The organism is Duganella sp. GW821-FHT07G03 (assembly GCF_059418605.1).
This window is the reverse complement of sequence record NZ_JBWKQE010000017.1, coordinates 43,489-55,743: the sequence shown is the minus strand read 5'-3', so window position 1 is coordinate 55,743 and position 12,255 is coordinate 43,489. Positions and strand designations below refer to the sequence as shown.

11 protein-coding genes are annotated in these 12,255 nt (G+C 65.7%); 6 read left to right on the top strand and 5 right to left on the bottom strand.

Annotation, left to right across the window (positions count from 1 at the left end; all coding sequences use genetic code 11):
• Position 1: 1 nt before the first annotated feature.
• Both AC07OK_RS20500 and AC07OK_RS20495 read right to left on the bottom strand, forming a co-directional pair.
• A complete protein-coding gene (locus AC07OK_RS20500) occupies positions 2-1,261 on the bottom strand; it encodes a hypothetical protein (protein ID WP_494692017.1) in 1,260 nt (419 codons plus the stop codon).
• 334 nt (positions 1,262-1,595) lie between these two features.
• Entirely contained in the window at positions 1,596-2,510 is a 915-nt protein-coding gene (locus tag AC07OK_RS20495; protein ID WP_494692016.1) for a LysR family transcriptional regulator, read from the bottom strand.
• A 125-nt stretch (positions 2,511-2,635) separates the two neighbouring features.
• Here AC07OK_RS20495 and AC07OK_RS20490 point away from each other — a divergent pair, with 125 nt between their 5' ends.
• Entirely contained in the window at positions 2,636-3,640 is a 1,005-nt protein-coding gene (locus AC07OK_RS20490; protein ID WP_494692015.1) for a zinc-dependent alcohol dehydrogenase family protein, read from the top strand.
• A gap of 32 nt (positions 3,641-3,672) precedes the next feature.
• Here AC07OK_RS20490 and AC07OK_RS20485 read toward each other — a convergent pair whose 3' ends face one another.
• Positions 3,673-4,782 (bottom strand): alkene reductase, encoded by a 1,110-nt coding sequence (locus tag AC07OK_RS20485; RefSeq protein WP_494692014.1) that lies wholly within the window; start codon positions 4,780-4,782, stop codon positions 3,673-3,675.
• 124 nt (positions 4,783-4,906) lie between these two features.
• On the opposite strand from AC07OK_RS20485, the gene AC07OK_RS20480 reads away from it, so the two are divergent.
• The 5 genes from AC07OK_RS20480 (at position 4,907) to AC07OK_RS20460 (ending at position 8,914) form a co-directional block, all read left to right on the top strand.
• Positions 4,907-5,791 (top strand): LysR family transcriptional regulator, encoded by an 885-nt coding sequence (locus AC07OK_RS20480; RefSeq protein WP_494692013.1) that lies wholly within the window; start codon positions 4,907-4,909, stop codon positions 5,789-5,791.
• Between the two features lie 112 nt (positions 5,792-5,903).
• Positions 5,904-6,200: an MFS transporter gene (locus AC07OK_RS20475; protein WP_494692012.1), complete on the top strand. Its 297-nt coding sequence runs from the start codon at positions 5,904-5,906 to the stop codon at positions 6,198-6,200.
• A gap of 99 nt (positions 6,201-6,299) precedes the next feature.
• Positions 6,300-6,599: a Gfo/Idh/MocA family protein gene (locus AC07OK_RS20470; RefSeq protein WP_494692011.1), complete on the top strand. Its 300-nt coding sequence runs from the start codon at positions 6,300-6,302 to the stop codon at positions 6,597-6,599.
• A gap of 21 nt (positions 6,600-6,620) precedes the next feature.
• Entirely contained in the window at positions 6,621-7,397 is a 777-nt protein-coding gene (locus tag AC07OK_RS20465) for a Gfo/Idh/MocA family protein (RefSeq protein ID WP_494692010.1), read from the top strand.
• Positions 7,398-7,465: 68 nt separating this feature from the next.
• The gene (locus AC07OK_RS20460) at positions 7,466-8,914 is read left to right on the top strand and encodes an aminotransferase-like domain-containing protein (protein ID WP_494692009.1); all 1,449 of its coding nucleotides are present in this window, start codon (positions 7,466-7,468) and stop codon (positions 8,912-8,914) included.
• A gap of 3 nt (positions 8,915-8,917) precedes the next feature.
• Here AC07OK_RS20460 and AC07OK_RS20455 read toward each other — a convergent pair whose 3' ends face one another.
• A complete protein-coding gene (locus AC07OK_RS20455) occupies positions 8,918-9,838 on the bottom strand; it encodes a bestrophin family protein (protein WP_494692008.1) in 921 nt (306 codons plus the stop codon).
• 4 nt (positions 9,839-9,842) lie between these two features.
• A complete protein-coding gene (locus tag AC07OK_RS20450; RefSeq protein ID WP_494692007.1) occupies positions 9,843-12,194 on the bottom strand; it encodes an FdhF/YdeP family oxidoreductase in 2,352 nt (783 codons plus the stop codon).
• Positions 12,195-12,255 lie beyond the last annotated feature (61 nt).

The window sequence follows — 12,255 nt, the reverse complement described above, 5'->3', positions numbered from 1 at the left end:
TTCAGAACACAAAATCGATCGACGCGCTCATCACGCTGATCAGGTGGCCGGACTGGAAGCCCGGCTGCACATTGATGAAGGTGCCGTTCGAGCCGTGCTGCGGCGTCAGGCGGTCGTATTGCAGCTTGAATGCGTAGTTGGCGCGCAGGTCCCAGCGGATGCCGGCGGTGATGCTGCGCTGCTGCGGTATCGCGTCCAGCATCTGGTTCAAGCCAGCGTTCAACTGGACGCCGGCGCCGGCCAGTTGCGGCGGCAGGCCGCGCAAGTCCAGGCCCGCGATGCGGGTCGGCATATTGGCGCGCGAGACGGCATAGGACAGGTAAGGCGTCAGGTCGCCGTAACGATAGCCGCCGCTGATATAGGCCGCGGTCTTGTCCCCCAGGTAGGAGCGGGCGTTCATGCGCCCCACTTCGCCCATCAGGAACCAGGCGCCCGGATCGTAGCTGGCGCCCAGCGACACCACGTCGGCCCGTTTGGCGTCGACATCGTAGCGCGCAGTCAGCGCAGCGCCTTGCGGCCCGAACTGGTTCAAGCCGGCGAACAGTTCGCGCGCCAGCTTGAGCGTCAGTTCGGTGCTCATCGCGCTGGCGCGCACGGTCAGCGCGCCGCTGGTGGTGGTGTTGGACAGGCCCGTCATCGCGCGCGCCGTGGCATGGGCCTGCGGCGTGGCGATGACATCGGTGTGCCCGAAAAAGACCTGGGTGACGTTGTTGATGCCGGCCGCGCTCCAGCGGTAGCTGGCGTCGACGCCGTCGCTATTGCTGATCGGGATGGCGCCGTACACCTCGACCGGCGGCCGCACCCACGGCAGGGCATAGCCGGCCTTGCGATAGTCGCCGGCCAGGAACAGCGGCAGCGCGATGCGCCCCACCCGCAGGCTCAGGTCCGGCGTGGCCTGGTATTTGACGTTGGCCCATTCGACCATCGGCGCATAGCCGCTTTGCAGCGTACGCTCGGACACCACCTGCAGCACCGCCGACCAGCGGCTATCCAGGTTCAGGCCCAGTTGCATGCCCACGCGGCTGTCCACCGTGGCGCTCCATTCGTGGCTGGCGCCGGCGTTGCCGGGATTGAGGACGTTGCCGGTGAAGTCGGACTGGCTGTCGTTACTGTGCACCAAACCCAGCGTGCCATAGCCGCCAAAGGTCCAGCGCGGCGCGGCGGCGCCGTCGTCGGCTTGCGCCACGGCGCAGGTCAGCATCGTCAAGCTAAAGACCAGCGACACCTGGGTGGCGCGCAGCGGTGAAAAATCAAACGTCATTCGTGGTTCCTGTCTATCGTTACATAGGGCGTGTTCTGCCAAGTGCACCGTGTTCAGGACGCGCGAAGACGCGGACGCCGTCCGCAAGCGCGGGCGGTCAAGCTCAACAAGGTGGGAAGTTCGCGGCTAGCGCGCGTGGCACATGGCTGGGGTGCCGTTCCGGAGAACTGATACGGATGTAAGTACTTTATACTGCCGCAAAGCAACTGTCGATGCATTAGAGTACAACACCAAAAAATCTATCGAAAAACCACGGATTTTGATAAGCAATTGCCAATACAAATAGTATTTGACCATCAAATGTCTTGCATCGCCCATCATCTTGCGAAGGCGACTACACGCGCCTTACACCGACCGCGGCGTTCCTGAACAGGGCGTCGACAAAGTCGACGAACACCTTGATGCGGGCGGCGCGCTGGTGCCGCTGCGGATACAGCAACGATACATCCGGCCCCGGCGCCTGCCATTGCATCAGCAGCGGCACCAGCGCGCCGCTGCGCAGCGGCTCGATCAGCGACACCGACAAATGCTGCACCACGCCCCCGCCGCTCACCGCCATCTCGATCAACGACTCAACATGGTCCATCGCCACCGCGCCGCGCGGCGTGGTGGTGAACGGTTGGCCATCTTGCTGGAAGACCCACGGCCGCAGCTGGCGCGCCTTGGGATAGACGAAGTTCAGGCACGGGATGTCGTTCAGGTCATCGGGATGTTGCGGCCGGCCGTGGCGCGCGATGAACGCCGGCGAGGCGCAACAAATGTAGCGGTTCTTGAAGACGCTGCGCGCCACCAGGCCGGAATCGGGCAGCTCGCCGATACGCAGCATCACGTCCACGCCCTCGTCCACCATGTCGATCAGGCGGTCGTTGGCGGTCAGGCGCACACTCAGCTCGGGATACGCAGCCAGGAAGCCCGGCAGCGCCGGCGCCACGAACTGGCGTGCCAGGCTACCCGGCATGTCGACCCGCAGGCTACCGCGCGGCGCCTGGTGGGCGTCGCTCATGCTGCTTTCCAGTTCCTCCATCTCCTCCAGCAGCCGGCGCGCCTGTTCGACGCAGCGGCGGCCTTCATCGGTCAGCGACATGCTGCGCGTGGTGCGGTTCAGCAGCTTGACGCCGAAATGCGCCTCCAACACGCCGATCTGGTGGGTCACCGAAGACGTCGAAATCCCCAGCTTGGCGGCCGCCCGGCTGAAGCCCCCGGCATCGACGACGGCGCAAAAAACTTTGAGGGCATCCAGACGGTCCACTTTTTCTCCTTGTTCCAGCCTGATTATCCACGATTCCGGGATACTGAATGCGGCGCGGCCTACTTTTTCCCGCCGCCGTCCGGCAGCAGAATAGCTCCATCAACCCATCACCAAGGAGCCCCACCATGAACACCATGCAAGCCGTCGTACTGAACACCTTAGGCGCACCGCTGTCGGACCAGCAGATCGCCCGCCCTGCGGCGGCCGCCGGCCAGGTGCTGGTGCGCGTAATCGCCAGCGGCGTCAACCCGCTCGACACCAAGATCGCCGCCGGCAAGGCCGACCACGCCCAGGTCCAGTTGCCCGCGGTGCTGGGCATCGATATCGCCGGCATCGTCGACAGCGTCGGCGACGACGTACAGGGCTTTGCCGCCGGCGACCGCGTCTTCGGCATGACGGGCGGCATAGGTTATGTACAAGGCTCGCTGGCGCAGTACGCGGCGGTGGACGCACAACTGCTGGCGCGCATGCCATCCCAGCTGAGCATGCGCGAAGCGGCAGCCCTGCCGCTGATCTTCATCACGGCATGGGAAGGCCTGGTCGACCGCGCCCGCGTCGGCGAGGGAATGAAAGTGCTGGTGCACGGCGGCGCCGGCGGCGTCGGCCACATGGCCGTGCAACTGGCGAAGGCGCGCGGTGCGCAGGTGTACGCCACCGGCAGCGCCGACCAGCGCGAGACCATCGAGAAAATGGGCGCGACCTTCATCGACTACCAGACCACCAGCGTCGATCAATACGTCCAGCAGCACACCGACGGCGAAGGCTACGACGTGGTCTACGACACCGTGGGCGGCGCCACGCTGGACGCCTCGTTTCGCGCCGTGCGGCAGTATGGCGGCCACGTGGTGAGCTGCCTGGGCTGGGGTACGCATGCGCTGGCGCCGCTGTCGTTCCGCGCCGCGACCTACTCCGGCGTGTTCACGCTGCTGCCGCTGTTGTCCGGCAAGGGCCGCGCCAACCACGGTGCGATCATGAAGGAAGCCGGCGCGCTGGTCGCCGCCGGCAAATTGAAGGTGGCGCTGGACGCAGGCGTCTACACGCTGGACGCGGCCAGCGTCACCGCCGCCCACACCGCGCTGGCCGAAGGCAAGGCGCGCGGCAAGGTGGTGGTGCAGGTGGCCGACATTTAAGGCTTGGGCGTGTCGGCCTCGCCAACCGGAACTCAGGCCGCCAGCGCCTGCCCCTGGTAAAACGGATAGTCGGTGTAGCCTGCTTCCGAACCGCCGAAGAAGCTCAGACGGTCGTAATCGTTCAGCGGCCAGCCGTTGCGGAAGCGCTCCGGCAGGTCCGGGTTGGCGATGAAGTGGCGGCCGAAGGCCACCAGGTCGGCATCGCCCGCCGCCAGGATCGCTTCTGCCGATTGCTGGTCGAAGCCGCCGGCGGCGATGATGGCACCGGTGTAATGCTTGCGGATCAGCTGCGCGGCCAGCGGCGCCTGGTTCTTGGTCTCGTCCTCGATGTTACCGGCGATGCGGGGCTCGATCAGGTGCAAATAAGCGAGCTTCAGCTCCGACAGCCGTTCCGCCACATAGGTGAACAAGCCTTCGGGATCGGTGTCCGACATATCACCCCAGCTGCCGCTTGGGCCGATGCGCACCGCCACCTTGTCGCTGCCCCATACCGAGATCACCGCCTTGGTGGCGTCCATCAGGAAGCGCGCACGGTTTTCAAACGAGCCGCCGTACATGTCGGTGCGCTTGTTGCTGCCGTCTTGCAGGAACTGGTCGAACAGGTAGCCGTTGGCGGCGTGCAGCTCGACGCCGTCGAAGCCCGCTTCACGGCCACGGATGGCGGCCAGGCGGAAGCTCTCGACCAGGCCGTCGATTTCGGCGATCGTCAACGCGCGGTTGGGCGTGTTCGGCACCCAGCCTTCGGTGGTGTAGGCCACGCCGCCGTGCGGCACTTCCGATGGGCCGACCGGAATGCTGCCGGCCGGCTGCACGTCCTTGTTGGACTGGCGGCCCGCGTGGTACAGCTGGAGGAAGATCTTGCCGCCCTTGGCGTGCACGGCGTCCGTGACCACCTTCCAGCCGGCGATCTGGCTGTCGTTATACAGGCCGGGCGCGCCAAGGTAGCCGTTGCCGTTCTCCGCGGCGATGGTGGCCTCGCCGATCAGCAGGCCGCCCTGCGAGGCGCGCTGCGCATAGTATTGCGCCATCAGCGGGCCGGGTTTGGCGCCGGCTTCGGCGCGCATGCGGGTCAGCGGCGCCAGCACCACGCGGTGGTTGAAGGTGTAAGAGCCGATTGCGACAGGGGACATCAGGGTTTTCATGATTTGCTCACTTGGTTAGGAATACAGCCAATGTAAGGGATATCCATCGAAAGAAAAATAGCTTGCAATTCCCAAGATATCGGACAGATACTTCCGCAATAGATCTTTACCTGCGAGTCACCCCATGGATAGCCTGAGCGGTATTTCGATGTTCGTCACCGTCGCCGAGACGCGCAGCTTCACCAAGGCCGGCGCGCAACTGGGGGTGTCATCGTCCGCGGTCGGCAAGGGCATCGCCCGCATGGAAGAGCGGCTGGCGGTGCGCCTGTTCCACCGCAGCACCCGCAGCATCACGCTGACCGCCGAAGGCGCGCTGTTCCTGGAACGCTGCCGGCGCATCCTCGGCGAAGTGGAGGCGGCGGAGGCCGAACTGTCGGAGCTGTCCGGCACGCCCAGCGGCCGCCTGCGCGTCAGCACCCCGCAGCTCACCGGCCTGGTGATGCCGACGCTGACAGGCTTCATGCGCCGCTATCCCGACATCGCGCTGGAAATCGACCTGTCCGAGCGCATGGTCGACATCATCGAAGAAGGCTTCGACGCCGTGATCCGCACCGGCACCCATCACGATTCGCGCCTGGCCTCGCGCCGCATCGGCGCCTGCCCGCAGGTGGTGGTGGCATCGCCCGGATACCTGGCCAGGCACGGCACGCCGTCGCATCCGCGCGATCTGGCGCGGCACGACTGCCTGCTGCACAAGTTCCCCGCCACCGGCCGCATCGAACGCTGGCCTTTCAAGCTGGCGGCGGACGAACCGGAACCCCAATTGAAGGAGCGCATGACCTGCAGCACCATCGAGGCGATCACCTACGCGCTGCTGCAGGGCGAAGGCATCGCCTTCCTGCCCACCTTCATCGTCGAGGATGAATTGAAGGACGGTCGCCTGCAAATCATCCTGGCCCACTATATGGAGCAGACGGTGACGTTTTCGATGCTGTGGCCGGCCAGCCGCTACGCCTCGCCCAAGCTGCGGGTGTTCATCGACTACGTGGTGCAGAACATGCGCATCTAGCGGCGCACGCTCGATATCGGAATAATTTGTCCGATATCTTCGGAATTGCAGCCTGTTTATCTCTGGACGGCATGGGCCCACACTGGGTTCATCGCACTTTTCGGAGTAAATCATGGCATCGCAATCACCGCAGTACATAACCGGCAGTTCCCCCATCCTCACCGCGCTGACCAGTTATATCGGCCGGCGCACCCTGCTGATCGTCGCGATCGGCGTCTATGCACTCTCCAATGTCGCCGCGTGGTCAGCACAGGACTACTGGCAGTTGATGACGGCACGCGTGTTGCTGGCGTTCGCTGCCGGACTGTACGTCCCCGGCGCCAACGCCCTGGCCAGCGGCAAGGCGATCGACCGCCATGGCCCGCGCGCCGTGATCCCGCCAGCGTCCTGGGCTACGCCAGCGCCCTGAGCATGCTGGCCGCACTGGCGCTGACCACGGCCAACGGCCGCCGCACCCACAACACAACACTCAACCCGGCCTGATTCGGCCGTCGTCAAAGGAAGCATCGTGAACAACACCCAAAAAATCCGCGTCGGCATCGTCGGCGCAGGCACCTGGGCCGAATATGGCCATATCCCCTCACTGAAGCTGCTGCCGCAGTACGAGATCACCGCGATTTTCAGCCGCAGCCAGGAGAAGGCCGACACTGTCGCCGCGCAGCACGGCATCAAGTACGCCGTGAACTCGCTGGAGGCGCTGGTCACCCATCCCGAAGTCGACCTGGTGCTGGTGCTCAATCCCGCGCCCAGCCACGAGCAGGCGATACGCACCGCCATCGCCGCCGGCAAGGACGTCTACAGCGAATAGCCGCTCACCCCTAGCAAGGCCGTGTCGCAGGAATTGATGGCGCTGGCCGACCGCGCCGGCGTGCGCCACACGGTCGGCCTGCAACGCCGCCTCGGCCCGGACTACCGCTACGTGCGCGACCTGCTGCGCGACGGCTACATCGGCGAACTGCGCTCGGTGCGGCTGCACGTCAGCGTCGAATACTTCCAGAGGGAGCGCCTGCAATCGCTGTACTTCACCGTCCCGGCGGAGAATTTTTCCAGCCTGCTGTCGATCTACGGCGGCCACTTCTTCGACGCCGTGTTCAACATCACGGGCCATCCGGACAGCATCCACGCGCTGACGGTCAACCAGTTCAAGGAAGTGACGCTGATCGAAACCGGCGCAATCCTGCCGCACACCTTGGCGGACCAGGTGGTGGTGAGCGGCAGCTTCGCCAACGGCGCCGTGCTGGCGGCCCACCTGGAAGCGGGCAAGCGCAATAACTTCGGCTGGCAGCTGGACCTGACCGGCTCCGCCGGCGACCTGAAAATATCCAGCCACACCAGCTTCGGCAACGCCTTCAACGTCATCGAGGGTGCGCAAGGCGATGCCCAACCCATGCGGGTGCTGCCGGTGCCCGAGATGTACAACTGGCTGCCGGCCAGCGACCTGGGTGGCAGCCAGCTGGAACTGACCAACCTGTACGCGGCCTACGCGCGCGACGTGCAGGATGGCACACATCTGGCGCCCACCTTTGCCGATGCGCTGGTAATGCACGATCTGATTGACAAGATCGAAGCGTCCAGCAGCAGCGGCCTGCGGGTGCGGCTCAAATAGCCACACCGGCGACTCGCCAGCTCGCGGTAAAGTGGCAGCCGCGCGCGGATTCCGTTACGCTGCCACCTATGAAAACCGCGAAACTCTATGAAACCCTGGCCGATTCCATCGCCGGCCAGGTCGCACAAGGCGTGCTGCGCGAAGGCGAGCGCATACCGTCGGTGCGCCAGACCGCCCAGCACCATCAGTTGAGCATCTCGACGGTGATCCGCGCCTTCCTGCTGCTGGAGAGCCGTGGCGTCATCGAAGCGCGGCCGCAGTCCGGCTACTTTGTGCGCCGCCGGCCCGATGGTGCAGCCCAGGCCAACGCCTCGCCGGCCCCGATGTCGCCGGCCGAACTGGCGCGCGCTCCGGCGCTCGACACCAGCACGCTGGTGCTGACGACATTGCGCTCCATCGACCAGGGCAGCATCCCGCTAGGCTCGCCCTTCCCCGACCCGACACCCTTCCCGTGGGCGCGGCTGAACTACCACGCCGGCGTCATCTCCCGGCGCGGGGGCCAGAACCAGCTGCTGTCCGACCTGCCGCCGGGGAATCCGGAACTGATACGCCAGATCGCCCGCCGCCATCTGGAGAACGGCCTGACCGTGGATGCGGCCGAGATCATCATCACCACCGGCGCCACCGAAGCGATCAACCTGTGCCTGCAAGCGGTGGCCAGGCCCGGCGACCTGGTGGCGGTCGAATCGCCGACCTACTACGCGCTGTTGCAGGCGCTCGAGCGCATGGGCGTGCGGGTGCTGGAGATCGCCACCGACGCCATACACGGCATCGATGTCGAGGCGCTGGAGCGCGCCATCGTTGATCAGGGCGTCAAGGCCTGCATCCTGATGCCGAACTTCCAGAATCCGCTGGGCTTCCTGATGAGCGATGAGCGCAAGCGCGCGCTGGTGGAGATGCTGGCGCGGCACGACGTGCCGGCGATCGAGAACGACGTCTATCACGAGCTGTATTACGGCGACAGCCATCCCGGCTCGCTGAAGCAGTACGACACGCGCGGCCTGGTCCTGCACTGCAACTCCTTCTCCAAGAGCCTGGACACCGGCCACCGCATCGGCTGGACGCTGCCCGGCCGCTACCGCGCGCAGGTCGAGAAGCTCAAGTTCCTCAACTCGCTCAACACCGCGGCGCTACCGCAGCTGGCCATTGCCGAATACCTGAAGAACGACGGCTACGACTATCATCTGCGCAAACTGCGCAAGGCCTACGCGCAGCAGGCCAGCATCATGTCGGCCGCCGTGCTGCGCTTCTTCCCGCCGGGGACCGGCGTATCGCAACCGGCCGGCGGCTATCTGCTGTGGGTGACCATGCCGCCGGCGGTACGCGCGCTGGAACTGTATGCGCGGGCGCAGGAGCGCGGCATCAGCGTCGGCGCCGGCAATATGTTCGCCACCGGCGACGCCTATCAGCATTGCATCCGCCTGAACTACAGCTATCCCTGGACCGCCGAGGTGGAGGCGGCGGTGCGCATGCTCGGCCAGCTGGCCGGCGAGCTGACCGCTGCGCGCCTCGGTTGAAGCTCAGTTGATGCTATAGCGCGCGCAGGGCGCAAGCTGCGCGGGTTTGGGCTGACCGCACTGCTCCAGCAACGAACGCTCGATATTGCGCGTCATCGCGTGCAGCGCCAGGCAGTTCGGATCCGTGCCGAAGGGCTCCGAAATCTCCTGGGCGATCGCCTCCAGCGCGAACAGCGTGTAGGCGACAAACACGGATATCAGCGGCGTCGCGAGGCCGATGGCGTCCACCAGGCCGAAAGGCAACAGGAAGCAGTACAGGTAGACGGTGCGGTGCACCAGCACGCCGTATGGATACGGAATCGGCGTATTGCTGATACGCTCGCAGCCGCCGACGGCCGCCGCCAGTTCACCGACCTGCGCGTCCAGCATCCACAGCATCTGTTCCGGCCCCTGTCCCCGGCGGGCGGCGCGCGCCAGCATCAGGCGCAGACGGTCCAGCAGCGCCACGGGGATGTAATCCAGGCCGTCCAGCCGCGCCATATCCTCCTCGTTCAGATAGCGCGCCAGGTCCGGCTTGGGATCGGTGCCGCGCAACTGGTGCGCCAGCGCGTAGACAAAGGCGATCAGGCGCCGCACGAACAGCTTGCGGGCAAAGCCTTCGTCCTCCTGCGGCAGGTAGTTGAGCGCCTGCGACGTCAACGAACGCGCCGCGACCAGGATGCGGCCCCAGATCTGCCTCGCCTCGACAAAGCGCGCATACGCGGCGTTGTTGCGAAAGCCGAGAAAGATCGCCAGGCTGACGCCGACCAGCGGAAACGGCGCCGTATCGAGCGGGATCTTGACGCCGTCGATGCGGCCGCCGGTGGCCACCGCCAGTGTGCTGATCGCCAGCATCAGCAGCAACTGGGGAATGATGGACTTGAGCACCGAGCCGTCCCAGACGAACAGCATGCGCAGCCAGTTGGTGGGTGGACGAACGATCATGGCGTCACCTCCCGCCGTTGGCCGGTACGGCGCCCGGCGACAGCAGCACCGGGATCGACTTCGACGTCGGCGTGCCGGCGCCGTCGGCCACGCTGGACAGCGGCACCAGCGGATTGGTCTCCGGGTAGTAGGCGCCGATGCAGCCGCGCGGGATATCGTAGGCCACCAGCATGAAGCCGTCGGCGCGGCGCTCGACATCGTCGTCCCACACGCTCTGCACGTCGACCCAGTCGCCGGCCTTCATGCCCAGCATGTCGATATCGGCCGGGTTGATGAAGATCACCCGCCGCATGCCGAACACGCCGCGGTAACGGTCGTCCAGCGCGTAGATGGTGGTGTTGTACTGGTCGTGAGAACGGGTGGTCATCATCACCATCAGGCGCTGACCGTGGCGGATGCGGGCGCGCGCGATCGGCGTGTCGCGCTCGACCTGGTGCGGCACGAACTGCGCCTTGCCGCTGGCGGTGTTCCATTCGCGCTCGCGCGAGGCCACCTTCAAATGGAAGCCGCCCGGCACTGCTATCCGCGCGTTGTAGTCGTAGAAATCGTCGAACACCTTTTCGATGTCGTCGCGGATGCGCGCATAGTCGTGGCGGTAGGCCGGCCATGCCAACGCATGCCGTCCGCGCCCTGCTCCGCTGCCCAGCGTGGCCTCCGCCATGTGCGCGACGATGGCGATCTCGGACAGCAGCGCCTCCGATGCCGGCTTGTTGATGCCGTACGAAATGTGCACCATACTCATCGAGTCTTCCACCGTGACGCCTTGCGCCCCCCCGCCCTGCACGTCGATCTCGGTACGGCCCAGCGTCGGCAGGATCAGCGCCTGGCGGCCGTGGATCAGGTGGCTGCGATTAAGCTTGGTGGCGACATGCACTGTCAGCTCGCAGGACTGCAAGGCCTTGAAGGTCAGTGGCGTATCCGGCGTGGCGACGGCGAAATTGCCGCCCAGGCCAACGAACACCTTGACCTTCCCTTCCGCCATCGCGGCGATGGTGGCCACCACGTCGTAGCCGTGATGGCGCGGCGGCTCGAAATCGAAGACTTCCCGCATGCGGTCCAGGAAGGCCTCGGTCGGGCGCTCCTCGATGCCCACCGTGCGGTCGCCCTGCACGTTGGAGTGGCCGCGCACCGGGCACAGGCCCGCGCCACGGCGGCCGATATTGCCGCGCATGAGCATCAGGTTGGACAGCATCTGTATCGTCGGCACCGAGTTCTTATGCTGCGTCAGACCCATGCCCCAGGTGGCGATCACACGCTCGCCGCGCAGATAGACTTGGGCCAGCGCTTCGATCTCCGCGCGCGGCACGCCGGATTCATCGATCAGCAGCGACCAGCTCTCCTTGCGCAAATCCCGCGCAAACTCGTCGAAACCTGCGGTGTGCTGCGCGATGAAGTCCACATCCAGCAAGCGTTTGGAGCCATGCAGCAGCGCGTGGTCGTCCAGCTCCAGCAAGCGCTTGGCCAGCGCCTTGATCAACGCGAAGTCGCCGCCCAGGCGTGGCTGGACGAACATGGAGCAGATCGGGGTGCTGGACATGGTCAGCATCTCGACCGGGTGCTGCGGGCTGGTGAAGCGCTCCAGGCCGCGCTCACGCAGCGGATTGATCGACACGATGGCGGCGCCGCGCCGCGCGCATTCGCGCAGCTCGCCCAGCATGCGCGGATGGTTGGTGGCGGGATTCTGGCCGAAGATCAGCAGCGTATCCGCGTGTTCGAAGTCGTCCAGCGTCACCGTGCCTTTGCCGATGCCGACGGTCCCGGGCAGGCCGCGACTGGTCGCCTCGTGGCACATGTTGGAGCAATCGGGGAAGTTGTTGGTGCCGTAGGCGCGCGCGAACAGCTGGTACAGGAAGGCCGCCTCGTTGCTGGCGCGGCCCGAGGTGTAGAACGCCGCCTGGTCCGGATGGTCCAGCGCATTGAGCTCGCGCGCCACCAGCGCGAACGCCGCCTGCCACGAGATCGGCACGTAACGGTCGCTGACGGCGTCGTAGCGCATCGGCGCGGTCAGGCGGCCGTGCTGCTCCAGTTCATAGTCGGATTGTTCCAGCAGCTCGGCGACGGTGTGACGGGCGAAGAAATCTTCGGTCACGCGCTTGCTGGTCGATTCCGCCGCCACCGCCTTGACGCCGTTTTCGCAGAATTCGAAGGTGGAGCCGTGCTCGCGGTCCGGCCACGCGCAACCGGGACAATCGAAACCGTCCGGCTGGTTCTGTGCGAACAGCGATTTGTAATTGACGCCGCTGACGCGCTCCTTGAGCAGGTTGAGGGCCACGTACTTCAAGGCGCCCCAGCCGGCGGCCGGGTGGGTATAGGGTTCGATCTTGCCTGCGGGGGCGGCTGGTTTGTTGTCATCCATGGCGATGGTGCTCCTTATGTGGTCAGGTCGAGCATAATTCCCGCCGCCCCCTCCACATGAG

Coding starts and splice junctions, on each gene's coding strand:
- AC07OK_RS20500 (WP_494692017.1), bottom strand. CDS start 1,261: ATGACGTTTGATTTTTCACCGCTGCGCGCCACCCAGGTGTCGCTGGTC.
- AC07OK_RS20490 (WP_494692015.1), top strand. CDS start 2,636: ATGAACACCATGCAAGCCGTCGTACTGAACACCTTAGGCGCACCGCTG.
- AC07OK_RS20485 (WP_494692014.1), bottom strand. CDS start 4,782: ATGAAAACCCTGATGTCCCCTGTCGCAATCGGCTCTTACACCTTCAAC.
- AC07OK_RS20480 (WP_494692013.1), top strand. CDS start 4,907: ATGGATAGCCTGAGCGGTATTTCGATGTTCGTCACCGTCGCCGAGACG.
- AC07OK_RS20475 (WP_494692012.1), top strand. CDS start 5,904: ATGGCATCGCAATCACCGCAGTACATAACCGGCAGTTCCCCCATCCTC.
- AC07OK_RS20460 (WP_494692009.1), top strand. CDS start 7,466: ATGAAAACCGCGAAACTCTATGAAACCCTGGCCGATTCCATCGCCGGC.
- AC07OK_RS20455 (WP_494692008.1), bottom strand. CDS start 9,838: ATGATCGTTCGTCCACCCACCAACTGGCTGCGCATGCTGTTCGTCTGG.
- AC07OK_RS20450 (WP_494692007.1), bottom strand. CDS start 12,194: ATGGATGACAACAAACCAGCCGCCCCCGCAGGCAAGATCGAACCCTAT.